Source organism: Rhizomicrobium sp. (assembly GCF_056722145.1).
Genome location: NZ_JBWZET010000080.1, coordinates 14,804 through 35,010, shown reverse-complemented (window position 1 = coordinate 35,010; position 20,207 = coordinate 14,804). Strand labels below are relative to the sequence as shown.

General features: G+C 63.3%; 21 protein-coding genes. 13 read left to right on the top strand and 8 right to left on the bottom strand.

The annotated features are described in order from the left end of the window. From AC1P6P_RS04645 to carA, 3 genes are all read left to right on the top strand, one after another. A partial coding sequence (locus AC1P6P_RS04645; RefSeq protein WP_481401266.1) for a hypothetical protein occupies positions 1–463 on the top strand: 463 nt, incomplete at its 5' end. Between the two features lie 9 nt (positions 464–472). Then, entirely contained in the window at positions 473–1,624 is a 1,152-nt protein-coding gene (locus AC1P6P_RS04640; RefSeq protein WP_481401265.1) for a hypothetical protein, read from the top strand. A gap of 75 nt (positions 1,625–1,699) precedes the next feature. Beyond that, positions 1,700–2,863 (top strand): glutamine-hydrolyzing carbamoyl-phosphate synthase small subunit, encoded by a 1,164-nt coding sequence (carA, locus tag AC1P6P_RS04635; RefSeq protein WP_481401264.1) that lies wholly within the window; start codon positions 1,700–1,702, stop codon positions 2,861–2,863. 193 nt (positions 2,864–3,056) lie between these two features. On the opposite strand, the gene AC1P6P_RS04630 is transcribed toward carA, so the two are convergent. From AC1P6P_RS04630 to fabA, 4 genes are all read right to left on the bottom strand, one after another. Further along, entirely contained in the window at positions 3,057–3,656 is a 600-nt protein-coding gene (locus AC1P6P_RS04630) for a DUF4893 domain-containing protein (RefSeq protein ID WP_481401263.1), read from the bottom strand. Then, on the bottom strand, positions 3,637–4,485 hold the full coding sequence (locus AC1P6P_RS04625) for an SDR family oxidoreductase (RefSeq protein ID WP_481401262.1): 849 nt from the start codon (positions 4,483–4,485) through the stop codon (positions 3,637–3,639). Before AC1P6P_RS04625 ends, AC1P6P_RS04630 begins: the two co-directional genes overlap by 20 nt. A 252-nt stretch (positions 4,486–4,737) precedes the next feature. Beyond that, positions 4,738–5,949 (bottom strand): beta-ketoacyl-ACP synthase I, encoded by a 1,212-nt coding sequence (gene fabB, locus AC1P6P_RS04620; protein ID WP_481401261.1) that lies wholly within the window; start codon positions 5,947–5,949, stop codon positions 4,738–4,740. A 120-nt stretch (positions 5,950–6,069) separates the two neighbouring features. After that, the gene (fabA, locus tag AC1P6P_RS04615) at positions 6,070–6,606 is read right to left on the bottom strand and encodes a 3-hydroxyacyl-[acyl-carrier-protein] dehydratase FabA (RefSeq protein WP_481401260.1); all 537 of its coding nucleotides are present in this window, start codon (positions 6,604–6,606) and stop codon (positions 6,070–6,072) included. 221 nt (positions 6,607–6,827) lie between these two features. On the opposite strand from fabA, the gene irrA reads away from it, so the two are divergent. Then, positions 6,828–7,244, top strand: a complete 417-nt coding sequence (gene irrA / locus AC1P6P_RS04610) for an iron response transcriptional regulator IrrA (RefSeq protein ID WP_481401259.1) — start codon at positions 6,828–6,830, stop codon at positions 7,242–7,244. A gap of 76 nt (positions 7,245–7,320) precedes the next feature. Beyond that, the gene (locus AC1P6P_RS04605) at positions 7,321–7,839 is read left to right on the top strand and encodes a cysteine hydrolase family protein (protein WP_481401258.1); all 519 of its coding nucleotides are present in this window, start codon (positions 7,321–7,323) and stop codon (positions 7,837–7,839) included. Between the two features lie 4 nt (positions 7,840–7,843). Here AC1P6P_RS04605 and AC1P6P_RS04600 read toward each other — a convergent pair whose 3' ends face one another. Then, complete coding sequence (locus AC1P6P_RS04600) at positions 7,844–9,601, bottom strand: long-chain-acyl-CoA synthetase (protein WP_481401257.1); 1,758 nt, start codon at positions 9,599–9,601, stop codon at positions 7,844–7,846. A gap of 45 nt (positions 9,602–9,646) precedes the next feature. Here AC1P6P_RS04600 and AC1P6P_RS04595 point away from each other — a divergent pair, with 45 nt between their 5' ends. Then, positions 9,647–9,868, top strand: coding sequence for a sulfurtransferase TusA family protein (locus AC1P6P_RS04595; RefSeq protein WP_481401256.1), 222 nt, complete (start codon positions 9,647–9,649; stop codon positions 9,866–9,868). Here the strand turns inward: AC1P6P_RS04595 and AC1P6P_RS04590 are convergent. Continuing rightward, entirely contained in the window at positions 9,865–10,395 is a 531-nt protein-coding gene (locus AC1P6P_RS04590; RefSeq protein WP_481401255.1) for a CC0125/CC1285 family lipoprotein, read from the bottom strand. The genes AC1P6P_RS04595 and AC1P6P_RS04590 overlap by 4 nt on opposite strands. A gap of 140 nt (positions 10,396–10,535) precedes the next feature. Here AC1P6P_RS04590 and AC1P6P_RS04585 point away from each other — a divergent pair, with 140 nt between their 5' ends. From AC1P6P_RS04585 to AC1P6P_RS04555, 7 genes are all read left to right on the top strand, one after another. Further along, positions 10,536–11,189 (top strand): TetR/AcrR family transcriptional regulator, encoded by a 654-nt coding sequence (locus AC1P6P_RS04585; protein ID WP_481401254.1) that lies wholly within the window; start codon positions 10,536–10,538, stop codon positions 11,187–11,189. Next, positions 11,186–12,013 carry an HlyD family secretion protein gene (locus AC1P6P_RS04580; RefSeq protein WP_481401253.1) on the top strand — a complete coding sequence of 276 codons (828 nt, stop codon included), beginning with the start codon at positions 11,186–11,188 and terminating at the stop codon, positions 12,011–12,013. The genes AC1P6P_RS04585 and AC1P6P_RS04580 overlap by 4 nt, the downstream gene beginning before the upstream one ends. 10 nt (positions 12,014–12,023) lie before the next feature. Next, positions 12,024–12,944: an ABC transporter ATP-binding protein gene (locus AC1P6P_RS04575; protein ID WP_481401252.1), complete on the top strand. Its 921-nt coding sequence runs from the start codon at positions 12,024–12,026 to the stop codon at positions 12,942–12,944. Next, positions 12,941–14,080 (top strand): ABC transporter permease, encoded by a 1,140-nt coding sequence (locus AC1P6P_RS04570; protein ID WP_481401251.1) that lies wholly within the window; start codon positions 12,941–12,943, stop codon positions 14,078–14,080. The genes AC1P6P_RS04575 and AC1P6P_RS04570 overlap by 4 nt, the downstream gene beginning before the upstream one ends. Positions 14,081–14,287: 207 nt before the next feature. After that, positions 14,288–15,745: a glycosyltransferase family 2 protein gene (locus tag AC1P6P_RS04565; protein WP_481401250.1), complete on the top strand. Its 1,458-nt coding sequence runs from the start codon at positions 14,288–14,290 to the stop codon at positions 15,743–15,745. A 213-nt stretch (positions 15,746–15,958) separates the two neighbouring features. Continuing rightward, positions 15,959–16,564 (top strand): CHAP domain-containing protein, encoded by a 606-nt coding sequence (locus tag AC1P6P_RS04560; protein WP_481401249.1) that lies wholly within the window; start codon positions 15,959–15,961, stop codon positions 16,562–16,564. A 214-nt stretch (positions 16,565–16,778) separates the two neighbouring features. Then, positions 16,779–18,704, top strand: coding sequence for a potassium transporter Kup (locus tag AC1P6P_RS04555; RefSeq protein ID WP_481401248.1), 1,926 nt, complete (start codon positions 16,779–16,781; stop codon positions 18,702–18,704). Here AC1P6P_RS04555 and AC1P6P_RS04550 read toward each other — a convergent pair. Continuing rightward, positions 18,701–19,864 (bottom strand): class I SAM-dependent rRNA methyltransferase, encoded by a 1,164-nt coding sequence (locus AC1P6P_RS04550; protein ID WP_481401247.1) that lies wholly within the window; start codon positions 19,862–19,864, stop codon positions 18,701–18,703. The two genes, AC1P6P_RS04555 and AC1P6P_RS04550, sit on opposite strands and share 4 nt — an antisense overlap. Before the next feature lie 28 nt (positions 19,865–19,892). Continuing rightward, positions 19,893–20,147 (bottom strand): helix-turn-helix domain-containing protein, encoded by a 255-nt coding sequence (locus tag AC1P6P_RS04545; protein ID WP_481401246.1) that lies wholly within the window; start codon positions 20,145–20,147, stop codon positions 19,893–19,895. Positions 20,148–20,207: the final 60 nt, after the last annotated feature.

Genomic DNA, 20,207 nt, shown 5'->3' with positions numbered 1-20,207 from the left:
ACAGGACGATATCCTGCGCGGCCATGACACGGCCGATACTGTCGTCGTCCGGGTCAAGAGCGATTACCTGTCCTTGGAAGCCTGCGGCGCCTGCGAGGGACGGCAGCTTGATTGGACGTTCCGAGCCCTGCCCGACCGGGTCGAGGATGGCGGCAAGCGGCTCGTTCATCCCGAAGCCGATTTCATCGATCAGGTCTATGATCGGCTCGCGCGCCATCTGCCGGTCGCAGGCGCGGCAACGCCTGAGACGCTGGCGCTGATGGCGAACTACACGCCTGACCGGGGCGATTTCGTCACCTGGCCGAACGCACAAGGCGCCCAGGTATGCCTATTCAGCGATGGCTTTGACGGCTTCGACCTCCATTTTCAGGTCGTGCGGCGGGCCAGCGGCTATTTCATCGCCAACGCCACGCGAATACCGGCCACATCAAACAACGCCTGTGTTCGCCCTGCAAAGACATAGGGGACTGCTATGGCCTCCCTCCTTCGCGCGCTTTTGGCGACCGGCTTGGGAGTGCTGGCCGCTGCCTCAGCCGGCGATTTGACGCCGCAGGAGCGGTATGGGGAGGCGGTCACGGTGCTGCTGCATGGCTGCCGTGGCAACGGCTGCGATTTCTGGGTTGAGACGCCGCAAGAACAGGCCGCGCTGAATGCGGTTTGGCAAGCGACACAGGACTGGACGGTCGACTGGCTCAACAACCAGCCCGATCTCACTCTCGAAGCGCGGCGCAATGCCCTGCTCAACTGGCGCTTCAACAACCTCAATGACGTCGCGCCCGCCTCCATCGACCCGTTGGCTCCGGGCCTTTATGCGGTTTCGTCCGGTTTCGGTGAGATGGGCAATGTGTTCTTCGTCGCCCGCCGGGAAGGCCGTTGGCAGGTGGTATGGGATATCCGTAACGCTGATCCGGGCCGTTTTCCCGTGCTGAAGGCGTGGCGCACGGGCGGCACCTGTGGCGATGACGATGACCGGCTGAATTGCGGCCCGATCTTCGGCGGCGCGATGCCCCTCAAAGCGGATGTGGATGGACATCTGCGGTTTGCCATTCACGCCACTTACGCCCAGTTCGCCGGCGAAACGGTGGCTGGTCAGATCAGCTTCTGGCGCTGGGATGGGATCAAAGCGGAGCCGCTCACGGTTGGGTCCTACGCCTACATGATCGATGATCCCGACATCGCCGCCGCCGCATCCGATACCGTCGTCATTCGGGTAAAGGATGAATTCAAATCGTTTCAGGCTGGCGGGTCCGGCGTTGGCCGTCAGCTTGATTGGACCTTTCGCATCCTGCCCGACCGCATCGTCGATGACGGCAAGAAACCGGTGGTGCCGGAACTCGACACCATCGATGCCCTCCTGCAGCGAATTTTCCGCCACAAACCCACGGCCGACCTCGCCCGCCCGGCTGCGGCGGCGGCCTTACGCGCGATCTTGGGCCCCGAACCCGAAGTCGACATGGAAATGGATCGTGAGGTCAACAGAGCCGGATCGGCGAGCCAGATCTGCCTTTCGGGGCTCGGTCTCAAGGCCACCGTGTTCACCCTGGAGCGGCGGGCGACGGGCTATTTCATATCCTCGATACGCGCCAAGGGAACCGAAGAATGCATTCAACACCCTGGAAAATAATGGCTTTTTCCGTCTAATTGCGGGCTTGACCCCACCGCCCCCCATCCCTATTTTCCGGGAAATTCGAGGCTTCCCATGACCGACACGATTTTGACGCCCACCGCCGATGCGGTGGCTGCCTTTCCTCGCGCGAAACTGGTTCTGGCCGATGGCACCGTGTTCGAAGGCTATGGCTTCGGCGCCACGGGCGAGGCGGTCGGGGAAGTCTGCTTCAACACCGCCATGACCGGCTATCAGGAAATCCTGTCGGACCCCTCCTATGCCGGGCAGATCGTCTGCTTCACCTTCCCCCACATCGGCATCGTCGGCGCCAATCACGAGGACATCGAATACACCACCCCGCATGTGCGTGGCCTGATCGTGCGCGCCGACGCGGCGAACCCGTCCAACTACCGTGCCCTGATGAGCCTCGATGCCTGGCTGAAGAAGCACAACATCCCGGCAATCGCCGGCATCGACACCCGGGCGCTGGCGAGCCGCATCCGCGAAAACGGCATGCCGCACGGCGTGATCGGGCGCGGTGAAGTGGCAGCGCTGGCGGAAGCGGCCTGCGCCTTTCCGGGGCTGGTCGGGCTCGACTTGGCGAAAGAGGTCACCTCGCGCCAGATGTACAAATGGGACGAGACGCCGTGGGCGTGGAACAAGGGCTATGGCAAGCAGGAAAACCCGACTTTCCGCACCGTCGTGCTCGATTACGGCGTCAAGCGGAACATCCTCAGGATGCTGGCCGGGCTCGGCGCCGACATCACGGTGCTGCCGGCTGGGTCGACGCTGGACGACGTGCTGAAATATGAACCGCATGGCGTGGTGCTGTCGAATGGCCCCGGCGATCCGGCGGCAACTGGCGAATACGCCATTCCGACCATCCGTGGCCTGATCGACAAGGGCTTGCCGGTGTTCGGCATCTGCCTCGGCCATCAGATGCTGGGCTTGGCGCTCGGTGGCCAGACCAAGAAGATGCCGCAAGGCCATCACGGCGCCAATCATCCGGTGAAGGATCTGGAGACAGGTAAAGTGGAAATCGTGTCGATGAACCACGGCTTCACCGTCGATGCCGACACCCTGCCCGCCGGCGTCATCGAGACCCACGTTTCGCTGTTCGACAACTCCAACTGCGGCCTGCGCCTGGACGGGGCGCCGGTGTTTTCGGTGCAATACCACCCCGAAGCATCCCCCGGGCCGATGGACTCGCACTATCTGTTCGTGCGCTTTGCCGAGGCGGCGAAGGCGCGGGCGTAAGCAAAGAGTGTCATCCCCGACGAGTGGCGGTCGCGACAGCGATTGCCGCGAAGATCGGGGACCCAGGTCTCAGTACCGAGGCACCCTCAGAAAGCCAAGTCGACTCGTATTCCTCACGCTGGCGTGCCTCGACCACCTGGGCCCCCTTCCCCTGCGAGCACGCTTGCGCGTGCCCTCCGGCCGGGGATGACACTCAGCGCTTCAGCTCGATCACGTCGAAGGTCGATTCCTGCACCGGCGTGGGCAGCTCCAGCCGGGCACGGCCGTCGGTGAGGAGCGACAACAATCCGATCTGGTCGTCGGGGGTTTGGGCCGCGCCGACGCTGGCGCCGGTGCCGGAATAGTGCGGCGGCTTTTCGGCGACGCCGTTGTAGTGGACATACGAGGCGCCGAGATACACGTAGCCGCCGCCGTCGGGATAGAGATAGCCCGAGGTGCGCTGGCTGCCACCGAGCTTTTCGAAGAACAGGCGCCCGTCGCGCTCCGAAATGCGGCAGCTGAACCAGCCGTAGACGATGCCGGGTGTCAGCCCGCCGAGCTTCATCGTGCGGCATTTCCAGGTGCCGGCCAACCGTCCGGCCGCAACCGGGGCCGCCTGAAGGATCGACTGGATCGCTGCGACGTCGGCCGGATTGCCGTTGGCGGCTTCCAGCACTCCCTTGGCGCGGGATTCGGCAAGCTGGCCGAGGCGCTGGACGTCGGACGACGAGGCATCTTCGCGCCAGCCGGCGCCAGCCGCAGCAGTGAGGACGACAAGCGTTGCGGCTGCGAGTCTAGCGGTCCGAGCCCTCATCCGATTTTCCCCCTTCCGCCGCCCAACTCTCCAGGTACGAAGCCGGCGGCACGCCCATCACGTTATACCCAGCATCGACATAATGCACTTCGCCGGTTACCCCACCCGACAAACCGGAAAGAAGGTAAAGCGCCGAGCCGCCGAGATGGTCGAGCTCGATGGTCCGTTTCAGCGGCGTCAGGCCTTTGATCCAGCGGAACATGGTACGCCCGCCACCCACCGCCGAGCCCGCCAGGGTGCGGATCGGGCCAGCACTGATGGCATTGACGCGGACGTGGTCGGCCCCGAGATCGGCCGCAAGATACCGGACCGAAGCTTCCAGCGCCGCTTTGGCCACGCCCATCACATTGTAGGACGGCATCACCTGCTTGGCGCCGAGATAGCTGAGGGTGATCATCGAACCCTCGCGACCGGCCATCAGCTTGGCGGCGCGTTGGGCTACCGCGGTGAAGGAGTAGCAGGAGATCGACAGGGTTTTGGCGAAGTTCGCGCGCGAGGTATCGACGTAGCGGCCCTTCAACTCGTTTTTGTCGGAAAAGGCGATGGCATGAACGAGAAAATCGATATGGCCCCATTGTTCGCCGATCGCGGCAAAGGCGGCGTCGAGCTGAGCGTCATCTTCGACATCGGCAGGTAGCATGATCGAGGCGCCAATCGAGGCTGCCAGCGGCTTCAGGCGCTTCAACTGGGCGTCGCCCTGATAGGTGAACGCGATTTCGGCGCCGTGGGTAGCCAGGGTTTTGGCAATGCCCCAGGCGATGGAGTGGTCGTTCGCCACCCCCATCACGAGTCCGCGCTTGCCGGCCATCAATTTGTTTTGGTCTGTCATGTCCTAGCTCTAGCAGATGCGGCCGCGGCCGGTGGACGCGACGAAATGGCCGTTAATGCAACATTTGTCATCCCCGGCTGTGCTTATTCGCAGAGCGAACAGGCGAAGGGAAGGGGACCCAGGTGGGGACGCCATTCAGGTCCCAGAAAAGCAATTCCGTTGACTTCGGCCGCACTGCGCCGATGTGACGACCTGGGGTCTCCTCCCCCTCGCGGCACGGCGCTGTCCCGGCCGGGGATGACAACCTGTTGGTTAAACCCGCTCGAACACCAGCGCCGCGTTGGTGCCGCCGAAACCGAAGGAGTTGGAGAGCACCCGTTCCAACCGGGCGTTGTCGACCCGCGCCCGGACGATCGGAGCATCGGCGATTTCGGGATCGAGTTCGGCGACGTTGGCGCTTTCGGCGATGAAATCGTTCTGCATCTGCAGGATCGAATAGATCGCCTCCTGCGCGCCCGCCGCCCCGAGCGAATGCCCGGTCAGCGACTTGGTGGAATTGACCCGCGGGATGGCGGCGCCGAACACTTCGCGCATCGCCTTGACCTCGGCAATGTCGCCGACCGGGGTGGAGGTTCCGTGAGCATTGATATAGTCGATCGGTCCCTTCACGGTTGCGAGCGCCTGCTGCATGCAGCGCATCGCGCCTTCGCCCGAGGGCGCCACCATGTCATGGCCGTCGCTGGTGGCGCCGTAGCCGACCAGCTCGCAATAGATCTTCGCGCCGCGGGCCTTGGCGTGTTCCAGCTCTTCCAGAACCAGCACACCGCCGCCGCCGGCGATGACGAAGCCGTCGCGGTCCCTGTCGAAGGCGCGCGAGGCCTTTTCCGGCGTCTCGTTGTACTTCGACGACATCGCGCCCATGGCGTCGAACAGGGCCGCCAGCGTCCAGTCGAGTTCCTCGGCGCCGCCGGCGAACATCACGTCCTGCTTGCCCCACTGGATCATCTCCGCCGCATTGCCGATGCAATGGGCGCTGGTCGCACAAGCCGACGAAATCGAATAGTTGACGCCCTTGATCTTGAACCAGGTGGAGAGCACTGCCGAGCAGGTGGAAGACATGCATTTGGGCACCGCGAAGGGACCGATCTTCTTGGGGCCGGTGGCCTTGGCGATCTCGTCGGCGGCGAACAGCGTCCTAGTGGAGGGCCCGCCCGAGCCGACGATCAGGCCGGTCTTGGGGTTGATGACGTCCTTTTCCTCGAGGCCTGAGTCCTTCAGCGCCTGATCCATGGCGATGAAGGCATAGGCAGCGGTGTCGCCCATGAAGCGGCGGGCGCGGCGATCGATCAGCGCCTCGAAATCGATCTTCACCTGTCCGGCGACCTGCGCCCTGAAACCCATGTCGCGGTGGGTCTGGTGGAGCGACAACCCCGAGCGCGCCGTGCGCAGACTGTCGGTGACCTCGGCCGCGGTATTGCCGATGGAGGAAACAATGCCGAGCCCCGTGACGACAACGCGCCTCATGGACGAGTTCCTTTCAAAAACGGTTACAGCAATCCTCTAGCAGTTCGGGCACGGCACGGAAAACGCCACCACGCCCAAAACCCGAAGGACACAGTCAAGTCCCGAAACAATCCGCTCCGGTCAGGCCGGCTGCGGCTCGGCATCCTGGAACAGACCGACGCGAAGATCCTTGGCTTCGTAGATCACCTTGCCGTCGACCTTCATGACGCCGTCAGCGATGCCCATCACCAAGCGCCGCATGATCACGCGCTTGAAGTCGATCGAATAGCTGATCAGCTTGTTGGTCGGCAGCACCATGCCGGAGAACTTGACTTCGCCGACGCCGAGAGCACGGCCCTTGCCAGGGCCACCCATCCAGCCGAGGAAGAATCCGACCAGTTGCCACATCGCGTCGAGACCAAGACAGCCCGGCATCACCGGATCGTTCTCGAAATGGCACTTGAAGAACCAGAGATCGGGACGCACTTCCATTTCAGCCTGGACTTCGCCCTTGTCGTGACTGCCGCCGAGGTCCGCGATCTTGGTAATGCGATCGAACATCAACATGGGTGGCATCGGCAGACGGGCGTTACCCATACCGAAAAGTTCACCCTTGGCGCAGGCGATCAGACCCGCCAGATCGAAGCTCGACCGACGCGCGGGACTTTTGGTTTCCACTTTTTCCATATCTGTCAGCTACTTAACTCCGGTTCCCTTGGTGTGGGTACCTGCGACGATTTCTACGTTAGAACTATTCTAACGACTAGCGTACACTTTCATCAAGAACGCGCTTGACGCGAGGACTCCATAGCGTGAGCCGCGGTCAAAGGCGAGAGCGAATAACTTTATTGGGCCGTACCGTTCGGTCAGTAGTTGAGGAAAGTGATATGCGTAAAAGAATGCGTGATACCACAAACGAATCCGCGGTGACGCGCCTGCGGGCCGCCGGCCTGCGTCCGACGCGGCAGCGCAACGAACTGGCCGATCTGCTGTTCTCCAACGGCCATCGCCATCTGACAGCAGAAACCCTGCACGCTGAAGCCGTCAATCGCGGCATCCGCGTGTCGCTGGCCACCGTCTACAACACGCTGCATCAGTTTACCAACGCCGGCCTGCTGCGCCAGGTGATGGTGGATGCGACGCGTTCCTATTTCGATACCAACACCACCGAGCACCAGCACTTCTACTACGAAGATGACGGCATGCTGTCGGATATTCCGGGCTCGGAAGAAATCGCCGTCGCCAAACTGCCGGATGCGCCGGCCGGTACCGAAGTCGCTCGCGTCGATGTCGTTGTCCGCCTGAAGCGTCACTAAGACCGGCCGCGCGGCGCTTGCCATCCTTCGTCAAGAGGGACAACCCTCTGGACCGCAATGGTCCAGGGGGTTTTTGATGCTGGCGCTGATGGTCATTGATGTGCAGCAAGCCATGTTCGGTACGATCCAGCCGTATCGTAGTGGCGAGGTTGTGGCCGCCATCACCCGCTTGCAAGCGCGGGCGCGCGCCGCCGGCACGCCACTTATCTTCATTCAGCATGACGGCGGCACCGGCGATGCCTTCGACAAGAACGGGCCCGGCTTCGCCTTTCATCCCGAGGTGGCGCCGCGCGCGGGCGAACCCGTCATCGTCAAGCGTCGCAACAGCGGCTTTTATCAAACCGATCTCGATCAGCACCTGAAAGCTGCCGACATCGATGCACTGGCGATCTGCGGCCTGCAGACCGAATATTGCGTCGACGCCACCGTGCGCTCGGCGTTTGAACGCGGCTATCGCGTCACCATCGCCGCCGATGCCCACACCACCTTGGACAGCGAGATTCTTCCCGCCGCGACGATCATTTCCCATACCCAGCACATCTGGAACGGCCGCTATGCCCGACTGAAGCCGGCAGACGAGATTACGTTCGGCTAAGACGTCAATACTTCACCTTGCCGGTGACGATCGCGTCATGGACCGACTGCGTCAGCGGCTTGTAACGGGTATCGGCGGGATCGAGCCAGAACAACGGGTCGTCGATGGCGCCGGGATCGAATCCTTGAGCAACGAGATCGGTCTTCTTCAGCTTGAAGGTGCCGGTGATTTCCAGGCGCGGGCGCAAGCGCAGGAACAGCGGCCGAGCGAAGGCGGGTAACATCAGCCGGTCGACCACATCGCGCGGATCGAAGCCGGCACGCACGACCAGCGCCGCCATGCCGGCCCGTCCATCATATCCGGGCAGGGCGACGCCGTAGACATTCACTTCCTCGATGCCATCTACCACCGACAGCGCCTCGGCGACTTCGGAGGTGGCGACGTTCTCGCCTTTCCAGCGGAAGGTATCGCCGATGCGGTCGACGAAATAGAAATAGCCGGCCACGTCCTGGCGCAACAGATCGCCGGTGCGGAACCATTGATCGCCTTTGGTGAAGACGTCGCGCAGGATCTTTTTCTCGGTCTCGGCAGCGGCGGTATAGCCTTCAAAGGCACGACCGGGACGCTCCGAAATGCCGCCGAGGGCTTCGCCCACCTCGCCCGGCCGGCACGCGATGCAGAAGCCGTCGGGCCGACGCAGCGGCTGTTCCGCCGCGATGTCGAACGCCACCAGCCGCACCGGGAAAATCTTCTTCATGTAGGACGGCACCCGGCCGACCGCGCCGACGACATTGTCGTAGTTCAACATCGAAACGTTGCCTTCGGTGGAACCGTAGAATTCGACGATGCGCGGGATGCGGAAACGCTTCTGGAATGTAGTCCAGATTTCGGGCCTGAGGCCGTTTCCGGTGCAGCCTCGCAAGGCGTGCTGGCCATCCTTGAGATCGGGCGGGCAATTGACGAGATAGCGGCACAGCTCGCCGATATAGGCGAACAGGGTTGCGCGATAGGTGCGGCAGTCGTCCCAGAACGCGGTTGCCGAAAAGCGCTTTCGCAGGATCACGCAACCGCCGGCGGTCAGCGTCATGCCGACGGCGCAAACCCCGCCAGTGGCGTGATAGAGCGGCAGCGGGATGTAAGTGCGATCGCGCCGGCGCGTCTTCAGACCGCCGCCGAAGCCGTTCATCATGAACAGCATGCGGAAGTGCGAAACGTTGGCCGCCTTGGGCATGCCGGTGGTGCCGGAGGTGTAGATGTAGAGCGCGATGTCCCTTGCAGTGAGACCGGCGCGGATGGCCGGCGATGGCCGCTGGGGCGAGGCGGCATCGAGATCGGCATCGAGATCGCCACCCAACACGAAGGCGGGCAACGGCTCGGCGGCGCGGTGGATTTCGGAGAAGGCGTCCTGCAACTCGGCCCCGACGACGATCAGCTTGGCCTTGGCGATGGCGATCGAATGGGCCAGCGGCGCGCCGCGCAGGTTGGTGTTGATGAGGGCGGTAACGGCGCCGAGCTTCATGAAGCCGAGCCAAGCCATCAGATATTCCGGACAGGTATCGAGGTAGAGCGCCACCACATCACCCCGCCGAATGCCTACTTTCTTGGCCCAATTGGCAAAGCGGTTGGCGCCCTCCTCATAACCACGCCAGAACACGGTGCGATCCTGGAAAAGGATGGCAGGGGCGGTGGGCGTCTTGTCGGCCCAGCCCTCCATCAGGTCGACGAAGGTACGGGTGCCGTCGCGTTTGATCGTCCTGAGGCGCCAGAAGGTTCGCGCCACCGAGGTGATATAGGTATATTCGCGCCTGAGATTTGCGAACATCGCCCGCCTGCGACCGCCATGAGCAGAAACAATAGTGGACACACCATGCGCGCCGACGCAACGCTCGATCTCACCGGATTGAAGTGCCCGCTTCCCGCACTGTTGGCGAAACGAACATTACGTTCCGCACACGGAAAGATCATCGCGATCGTCGCCGACGATCCCCTCGCCTATATCGATCTGCCGCATATGTGCCGCCAGGAGAATATCGAAATTCTCTCCAGCGAGCGCGATGGCGATGTGGTTCGGCTGTTGCTGCGCGCCTAGGGGCGCGGCGGCTCGGGCGAGCGCGCCATCGGGCCGATGTGGTCGAGCACCTCGTCGGCATGGATCGCGCGGGCCTCTCGCCGCGCCTGTTCGTCGCTCAGCAGCACGATCTCGGCATAGGCTTCGTAGCTGGTGATCGGGCGGGAGGTTTCCATGCCGCCACCCGCGCCCCAGCCACCCGGCCAGGAATGCCAATACCAGCCGTGGCCACGCCAGCCCGGCCATCCGGCGAAATCGCTCTGATAGGTGGTCTGCGCTTCGGTATCGCGGGTATCGAACAGGAACCAGCGATAGCCGGACTTCAGCGTCACCTCGGCAGCGCGCAGGAGCAGGTAATTCTCCACGGTCTCGCGCCGGGTGGAGGAATTGCCGGTGAAGGTCACCCGCCAGCGGTTCTGCGCCAGCTGCTCGTCGGTGTACCCGGTAGCGGAGTTGGCGGTCCGCGGCTGATAGGTCGCCGGCGCTTGGCAGCCAGCGAGTAATAGCACTGCGCCAGCCGCCGTCGAAATCGTCCTGAAAGGGCTCATGTCGTTCTCCCTGGGACTCAGCTTAACCGGTTGAAGCCCTTACCGTTCCGGGAGGTTGGTGGGGTAAAGCGGATTTCGCCCGAAGGCTGTGGCAACAACGCACTTGCTAACTGACTGGTCAGTAATTTAAATCTCATGTCATGGACAAGCCGACCACCGCCCGCCACTTACGCAGCTGGCAACGACGCAAGCAGGCCCGCCCCGGGGAAATCCTCGAGGCCGCGCTCGCCGTGTTTGCCGAAAAGGGATTCGCCGCCGCCCGCATGGAGGACATCGCCGTCAAAGCCGGCGTCACCAAGGGCACGATTTATCTCTACTTCCCGTCCAAGGAAGAGGTCTTCAAGCAACTCGCCCGCGAACATGTCGGGGCGACGCTGGCCGCCGGCATCGAACAGGCCAATGCCCACCAGGGCTCGGCACGCGAATTCCTCACCCTGTTCTTCTCGGTCATCGCCGGCATGATCCAGCAAAGCGAAGGCGCCGTACTGCCCAAGATCATCATCGGCGAGAGCGGCAATTTCCCCGAACTTGCCCGCTTCTGGCACGACGAAGTCATCCAGAAGGCGATCGGCATGCTGTCGGGGGTGATCGAAAAAGGTATTGCCAAAGGCGAGATCCGCCCGATCGCGCCGGAATACGCGGTGCGCACCATCATGTCGGCGATCCTGATGAGCCTGATCTGGCGCACCGTGTTCGCGCCGTTCGAAGCCGAGCCGCTCGACATCCCCAACTTCCTCGCCTTCCACCTCGACGTCGTCATGCGCGGCCTCGCGCCCGAAGGACAAACGCCATGAACGTGAAACCGTTGGGTCTAGTGTTGCTCGCCGTCCTCGCCGGCTGCGAGAAGCCGCATGAGGGCCGCTGGCTCGGTTATGCTGAGGGCGATACCGCTTTCATCGCCGCCCCGCTCGCCGGCTGGGTCACCGACGTCAAAGTCCAGCGCGGCGACTGGGTGACCAAAGGCGAAACCCTTTTCGTGCTCGACAACACCAGCCAGACCGCGACGCGCGATCAGGCCGAAGCCGCCATCGCCCAAGCCCAAGGTCAGCGCGCCGAAGCGGCAGCCAATCTCGATCTCGCCAAGCGCCAGCTCGACCGCCAAAAAGGGCTGATGGCCAGCGCGGCGACGTCGCGCCAAGCCTACGATACCGCCAAGTCGGCCTACGACGCAGCTGTGGCGCAGATCGCCGCGATCGATGCCACCGAGGCCCAGGCCAAGGCGACGCTCGCCAATGCCGCCTATCAGCTGTCGCAGCGCCAAGTCGTGTCGCTGACGACCGGCCGGGTCCAGGACGTCTTTTTCCGCCAGGGCGAATACGCCCCCGCCATGACCAGCGTGGTGTCGGTGCTGCCGCCCGCGAACGTCTATGTCCGCTTCTTCGTGCCGGAAGCCGAATTCGCCGCCATCAAGCTCGGCCAGAAAGTGAAAGTCCATTGCGACGGTTGTCCCGACAATGTCGTCGCCACTATCGCCTTTATCGCCAGCGAGCACGAATACACGCCGCCGGTGATCTTCTCGAACCAGAGCCGCGGCCAGCTGGTGTTCAAAGTGGAAGCGCGCGCCGACGGCGGCCTGAAACTCAATCCGGGTCAGCCGGTCGACGTCGATCCGCTGTAGGAGGCGCGACGTGGACTATGCCATCAATGTACGCGGCCTGACCAAGCGCTTCGGCAAGAAGACTGCCGTCAACAGCATCGACATTGCCGTACCCGAAGGCCAGGTGTGGGGCTTTCTGGGACCGAACGGTTCGGGCAAGACCACCACCATCCGCATGCTGTGCGGCCTGTTGAAGGCCGACGCCGGCGAAGGCACTTGCCTCGGTTATGATTTCCGCACCCAGCCGGAAGAGATCAAGCGCGAGACCGGCTACATGACCCAGAAATTCAGCTTCTGGGAAGACCTTTCGATTCGCGAAAACCTCGCCTTCGTGGCTCGCGTCTATGGCCTGCCGCATGCCAAAAATTTGGTCGACGGCACGCTGGAAAAACTCGGCCTCACCAGCCGCCAGATGCAGCTGGCGGGAGAACTCTCGGGGGGCTGGAAACAGCGGATGGCGCTGGCCGCCTGCATGCTGCATTCGCCTCGCCTGCTTCTCCTCGACGAGCCTACCGCCGGTGTCGATCCCAAGGCGCGACGCGATTTCTGGAACGAGATCCACAAGCTGTCGAGCGACGGCATCACGGTTCTGGTCTCCACCCATTACATGGACGAAGCTGAACGCTGCGACCAGATCGTGTTCATTTCCTATGGCGATCTGGTGGCCCAGGGCCCGGTCGCCAAAATCATCGCGGATAGCGGACTCATCACCTTCACCATCGAAGGCGATGGCGCCCGCCAACTGGCCGAGGAGTTGCGCGGCAAGCCGGGGGTCGAATTCGTCGCCTTCTTCGGTGCCATGTTGCATGTATCTGGCTACGACCGCCGCCTGCTCGAACAGGCGCTGGCGCCTTACCGCAGCGATCCGGCGCTGACCATCACCGAAGCCGAGCCCAGCCTCGAAGACGTCTTCATCCAGCTCCAGGAAAACGGCGCGAGGGCCGCCTCATGAAGGACCATCGCTTCACCCTGCACCGGATGGCCGCGATCCTCGGCAAGGAACTGATCCAGATGCGCCGGGACCGCATGACCCTCGGCCTTCTGATCGGCATTCCGCTGATGCAGCTGTTCATTTTCGGCTACGCCATCAACATGGTGCCGCGGCACCTGAACACCGTTATCAGCGTCGCCGATCCCGGGCCGATGGCGAATTCGCTGATCGCGGCGATGAACAACTCGAGCTATTTCGACATCATCAAGGCGACCGCCTCGCCGAGCGAAGCGCGCACCATGCTGGCCGAGGGCCGTGCCTCGTTTGCCGTCCTGATCCCGCCGAACTTTTCGCGCGACGTGGTGCGCGGCGCCAACCCGGAGGTCTTGATCGAGGCCGATGCCACCGATCCGGCCGCCGGCTCCTACGCCATCGCGGCAATGAACGGACTGGCCCAGACCGCGCTGCGCGACGATCTCGTCGGTCCCTTGGCCAACCGGGCACCGCGGCCGGCGCCCTACAGCGTCGTTGTCCACAATCTCTATAATCCCGAAGCCAACACCCAATTCAACATCGTGCCGGGGCTGCTCGGCATCATCCTGACCATGACCATGGTTCTCGCCACCTCGATCGCCCTGACCCGCGAGCGCGAGCGGGGAACGTACGAGAACCTCCTCGCCATGCCGGCACGGCCGTTCGAGATCATGGTCGGCAAGATCCTGCCGAACATTTTCGTCGGCGCCTTCCAGGCCAGTCTGATCCTCTTGCTCGCCCGCTTCGTGTTCCATGTGCCGATGATCGGCTCGTTCGGACTGCTGGCAGTCTGCGGAACCGTGTTCATCACCGCGCTGCTGGCGGTGGGCTACACCATTTCCACCATCGCCAAGAACCAGATGCAGGCGATGCAGATGACGTTCTTCTTTTTCCTGCCCTCGATCATGCTGTCGGGCTTCATTTTCCCGTTCCGCGGCATGCCGAGCTGGGCGCAAGGGATTGGCGAAGTCCTGCCGATTACCCATTTCCTGCGCATCGTCCGCGGCATCCTGCTCAAGGGCAACGGCCCGCTGCAAGTGTGGCCGGAGGTCTGGCCAATGATTCTCTTTTTGTTCGTCGCCGGCACCATCGCCATCACCCGGTTCCGCCGCACCTTGGACTGACAATTATTGCCCCCGTGCTGCCGTTTGCCGCAGAAACCATGTCCGCGGCGGCAATCCGCCTTTCTGCGAATCGCTTTCAGGATTACTTCATGGCAAAACCGTCGCGCGCCTCTTGCGATTTGTGGCCACGCGTAACAAATTCGGCACGATACGCTCGACCGCTCGAACGGCGGCATGGTTAAGGTAATGGGGGACGTTTAAGTCCGCATGTCAGACCTGTCGCTGATTCTGCAATACGCTCTGGCCGTCGTGCTGGTGCTGCTGGGCTTGTTGTCGGCCCAGCTGGTGATGCTTGGCTTCTTTCGCCTGTTCAAGCCGGCCCAAGAGCTGCGCCGCCCCGCCCTGCCCGACGAAGCCCTGCCGCATGTGCTGGTGCAGTGCCCGGTGCGCAACGAAGGCCCGCTCGCGGTGCGCGTCGCCACCGCCGCCTCAAACTTCGACTGGCCGGCGTCCAAGCTGCACATCCAGGTGCTGGATGATGGCGATGCCGCCACCCACGACGATCTCAAGCGCGCCATTCTCGCCTCGGTCCGTCCCGGCATCGACGTCCAGGTGATGAAGCGGACCGACCGCACCGGCTTCAAGGCCGGCAACCTCGCCTTCGGTCTTTCCCATTCCGACGCCCCGTTCGTCGCCGTGTTCGACGCCGATTTCGAGCCCGGCACCGATTTCCTGCGGAAAACCGTTCCGGCGCTGGTCGCCGACGACGGGCTCTGCTTCGTGCAGGCGCGCTGGGGCCATGCCAATCGCGAGACCAACTGGCTGACGCGTACCCAAGGCTGCCTGCTTGACGCCCATTTTGCGGTGGAACAGGAAGGCCGCTTCCGCGCCGGCCTGCCGATGTCGTTCAACGGCACCGGCGGGGTGTGGCGGCGCGAGGCGATCGAGAATGCCGGCGGCTGGACCGGCGATACCCTGACCGAAGACCTCGACCTGTCGGTGCGCTGCGCCCTCAAGGGCTGGCGCGGCGCCTTCGTCGGTGATGTCGTGGCACCGGGCGAGTTGCCAGAAACCGCTGCCGCTTGGCGGGCGCAGCAGGCGCGCTGGACCAAGGGCCACGCCCAATGCGCGCGCAAGCTCCTTCCCACCGTGTGGGCGAGCCATCTTCCGCTCGGCGTCAAGGCAGCCATGACGTTGCAGATGTGCCAGTTCGGCTTTTACACACTGGCATTCCTCTCCGCCGTGATCAGCCTGACGTTGATGTACATCGGCGCCGTGTACCTGACGAGCGTCGGAAGCCTCGGCCTGTTCGTCACCTTCTTTGGCCTGTCGGCGTCGTTGACCTATGTCTGGCTCGGCCAGAAGATCCTCGGCCGTGACCGCATGATCGGCCTGCACCGCTCGCTGTTGTTGTCGATCGTGTTCCCGTCGGGGCTGGTGCTGTCCAACGCCAAAGAAACCTGGAACGCGTTCTTCGCCAATCCCAACCGGATGAACTTCACCCGCACCCTGCGCGCCGGCGAGCGTTATGTCGGCGGCTGGCGGGGCGGTCCGGAGCTGGTGGCCGGCCTGTTCCTGCCGGTGTTCGCATTTACCGAATCGGCCTGGAGTGCGCCTTTCTTCATCTTCGCGGTGACCGGCCTGTTGTCCATCGGGGCCATGGGCTTCTCCGGCGCCACCCTGCCGCGCGCCAGCGACACGCGTCTGATCGCTCCGAAAGAGTGATCGATTGATCTCGATCAATCCCAAACGCTGTTTGCGACGAAATTGATTCAAATTTTAGTCGATCGAATGCGAGTGTTTGGACTAACCTCGCCTTGAAAGGCACACGTTAGGATCGTCGTCACGGTCGCTGCATGTTCGGGGACGCGCGATTTGGCGGAAAGCCGTTTCACACTTTTCCGGTCGCGCAGTGGGAGCGATAGACGAGGATCGGTGATGGTGGGGTCATTCGTTCGGCTCGCGGCGGCAGCCGCTTTCTGTATTGGGCTTGCAGGCTGCGCCTCGAGCCCCGATTACGCCGATCTCGACGGCGATAGCCCGTCGACCGCCGATCACCCTGCCGTGCGCCCCGACAATCCGCTGCAATGCGTGCCCTATGCCCGTGACCACTCCGGCGTCAGCATCTATGGCGACGCCTACACCTGGTGGGACAAGGCCGCCGGCCGCTTCGCCCGCTCGACAATTCCGAGTGAAGGCGCGGTAATGGTGCTGTTCAACTACGCCGGGCCCAACCGCGGCCATGTCGCCGTCGTGCGCGCCATCCTCGACGATCGCACCATCCGGGTCGATCACGCCAACTGGCTCGACGACGGCGCCATCTTCACCGACGATCCGGTGCGCGACGTCAGTCCTGCCAACGACTGGAGCCAAGTGAAGGTGTTCAACCCCCGCACCGGCGCTTGGGGCATCCACATCTACCCGGTCCAGGGTTTCATCGGCCCCGGCCCCGACAGCGGTGACGGCGATCAGCGCGTTGCCCGGGGCGGCGGGTCCCACGACGCCATCGCGACCCTTCTTGCCGCCGACGACGATAGCCCCTGAGGTTTGCCGAGACACCGTCAACACTGCCTTTTATCATTGAAAATCAGCATCTTAATTTTTTTTATATTTTTGGCCCCGAACCGGCCTCCGGTGCATTGACCGTGGCGTAGGGCGGACTATGGTCCGCGCCCTCGCGAGGCGAAGACCATAGCCACGACGTTCTTCAGACAGGCATTCACCTGACACGGCCGTGACCGACACACAAACTCCCCCCATGGCGCCCGACGACCCGCTCGAAGCGGCGGGCGCGTTCAGCCCTCACCACACTCCCGAAGCGACCAGCTTCAGGCGCAGGTGTTTCCTGACGCTGGCGGCGCTCGGGGTCGTGTTCGGCGATATTGGCACCAGCCCGCTTTATGCACTGCACCAATCGGCCCTGGCTGCCCGCCAGCACGCCGCGCTGGACCAGGCCATTTACGGCGTGGTGTCGCTGATCTTCTGGTCGCTGATTCTGGTGGTGACCTTCAAATACGTCACCCTGATCATGCGGGCCGACAATGACGGGGAAGGCGGCGAACTGGCCCTGGCGTCGCTCGCCCATCGCGTCCAGGGCCTCGACCGGCGCTTAAAGATCCTGATCGGCACCGGCGCCATCATCGGCCTGTCGCTGTTCTTCGGCGATGGCATGCTGACGCCGGCGATCACCGTGCTGTCGGCGGTAGAGGGGCTGGCCGCCAGCAATGCCCACCTCGACTGGATCGTGGTGCCGTTATCGCTCGCCATCCTGACCGGCCTGTTCGCGTTGCAATCACGCGGCACAGCCCAAGTTGGCCGGCTGTTCGGACCGGTGATGGTCGTTTGGTTCGTGGTGATGGGCGTGATGGGCGCCACCTCGATTTACCAGAGCCCGGAGATCCTGAAGGCGCTGTCGCCCCACTACGGGCTGATGTTGTTCATTGACGAGCCGTGGACCGCGTTCGTGGCGCTAGGTTCGATCGTCTTGGCGGTGACCGGCTGCGAGACGCTCTACGCCGACATGGGCCATTTCGGCAAAGGCCCGATCCGCGCGGCCTGGATGTTCTTCGTATTGCCGGCGCTGTTCCTGCAGTATTTCGGACAGGGCGCGGCGCTGCTGCGCCATCCCAACGCGATGAGCAATCCGTTTTACGCCGTCGCCCCCGACTGGGCGCATTACCCCTTGGTGTTCCTCGCCACCATCGCTGCCTCGATCGCGAGCCAGGCGGTGATTTCCGGCGTGTTCTCGATCGCCCGCCAGGCGATCCAGCTCGGCATGCTGCCGCGGATGGAAATCCGCCATACCTCGGCGACTGACTACGGCCAGATCTACGTGCCGCGGATGAACGCCGTGCTCTGCGTCGGCGTCGTTTTGATCGTGCTCATCTTCAAGAGTTCCAATGCCCTCGGCGCCGCCTACGGCATCGCGGTGACTGGTGAGATGTTCATCTCCACCATGCTGGTCGGCCTCGTCGCCGTGCGGCAATGGAAATGGAACATCTGGACTGCGGCGCCGATATTCGGCCTGCTCGGGTTTGTCGACCTTGCCTTCCTCGGTTCGAACGCGCTCAAGATCGTGGAAGGCGGCTGGCTGCCGCTGTTCATCGCGACCTGCGTCTACACCGTGATGGGAACCTGGCGGCTTGGCCGCCGCGTCCTGCTCGACCGGCTGCGCAACGAATCGATGCCGATGAACCTGTTCCTCGAGCGCGCCGACAAGACTCCGGTACGGGTCGCGGGCACGGCGGTATTTCTGTCGGCCCGCGCCGATTCAGTGCCGGGCGCACTGTTGCACAATCTGAAGCACAACAAGGTGCTGCATGAGCGCGTCCTGATCACTCAGGTGATGGTCGACGATACTCCGTTCGTGGCGCCCGAAAAGCGGCTCAGTGTCGAAAAACTCGGCAAGGGCTTCTATATCGTGCACATCCATCATGGCTTCTTCGAAAGCCCGGATGTCCCCAAGGCGCTAGTGGAAGCGCGCAAGTTCGGCCTCGCCATCGATCCCGAGACCACGACCTTTTTCATCGGCCGCGAAACCCTGGTGCCGGCCGAGCACTCGATGCTGAAATCATGGCGGCGCTGGATCTACATGCAGCTCGCCGCCAACGCGCTGTCGCCGGCGCGCTTCTATCACCTGCCGCCGAACCGCGTCGTCGAGATGGGCGCGCAGGTGACGATTTAGTCCAACGCGTACACCAGCGCCTTCAGATAGGCGCTTTCCGGCAGCATCGGGTGGATGGGGTGGTCTGGGCCGGCGCCGCCGCTGCGGATGAGGCGTGCCTTGCGTCCGGTGCGCGCGATGCCCGCCGAGCATTCGAGCGCCAGCCGGTCCATCGCAATGTTGTGCGAGCACGAGGCGATGAACAAGAACCCTTCCGGCGCGGTGACGCCAGCGGCCAGACGTGCCAGCTTGCGATAGGCCTTGGCGCCGGTCTCCAGGTCCTTCTTCGCCTTCACGAAAGGCGGCGGATCGGCGATCACCACGTCGAAGGTCTCCTTGGCAGCGCCGAGCCGTTCCAGCTCATCGAACACGTCGGTCTTGACGAACGTCGCCTTCAGATGCCCCGCGGCGGCGGCTTCCTCGGCGAGTGCCACGGCCGGCGCCGAACTTTCGAGCCCCGCAACATCGCTGGCGCCCGCCTTGGCCGCCGCAAGCGCAAATCCGCCGGTGTAGGAATACGCATCGAGCACCGATTTGCCTTTGGCCAGGCCCGCCATGAAGGCACGGTGGTCGCGCTGGTCGTAGTACCAGCCGGTCTTCTGGCCCGCGACCGCGTCAGCGAAATAGGTGACGCCATTCTCTTCCACGGCGATGCGCCCGGTGCCGTCGGCCTCAACATAAAGCTCAAGGCCTTCGAGAGAGCGGGCCGGCGCGTCGGCGCGAAGGATGATGCGGGCGGGCTTGATCACCCGTTGCAAGGCGGCGAGCAACGTTGCCTTCAGCGTTTCCATGCCGGCGACCGTGATCTGCACCGAAACGGTGTCGCCGAAGCGGTCGATGGCAAGACCGGGAAGGCCGTCACCTTCGGCATGGACCAGGCGATAATACGGCGTCGGGTATACCGCCTCGCGCAATTTCAACGCCCGCGACAGCTTGGCGGCGAAGAAGTCTTCGTTCAGCACCGTATCGGCAGCGCCATCGACGAGGCGCACCGCAATCAGGCTCTTGGGATTGAAGAAGCCGGTGCCGAAGATGCGACCGTCGTCGCCGACCACCGTCACCACGGCGCCGGAGGCAAGGACCTTTTGAATCTCGACTTCGTTCGAGAACAGCCAGGGAGCGCCGGCGCGGGCGCGCCTGCCTTCGCGGGGCTTCACCCGCAGCACGGGGTGTGCCGTCATCGATTTGTTCCTGCAGATTGTTGGCTGCTCAGCCGATTTTCTTCTTCAAGCGTATACCGCGCCCGCCTTCCGGCGAAACGGCGCTATCGCCGATCAGTTCAATGCCGGACGATTCCAGCGCCCCGATCAGCTTCATCAGCGAATCGACGTTGCCGCGGATGACCCCGTCGCTGGCTTCCATCCGTTGGATGGTCGGGACCGATAGACCGGCGATTTCCGCGAGCTGGCGCTGGTCGATTCCAAGAAGGGCACGCGCCGCCCGAAGCTGCCCCGCACTGATCATCGCCCTGCCTCGCTATTAACCGCCGTTAACCGGCAAAAAGGATGCTCTATATATCAACTA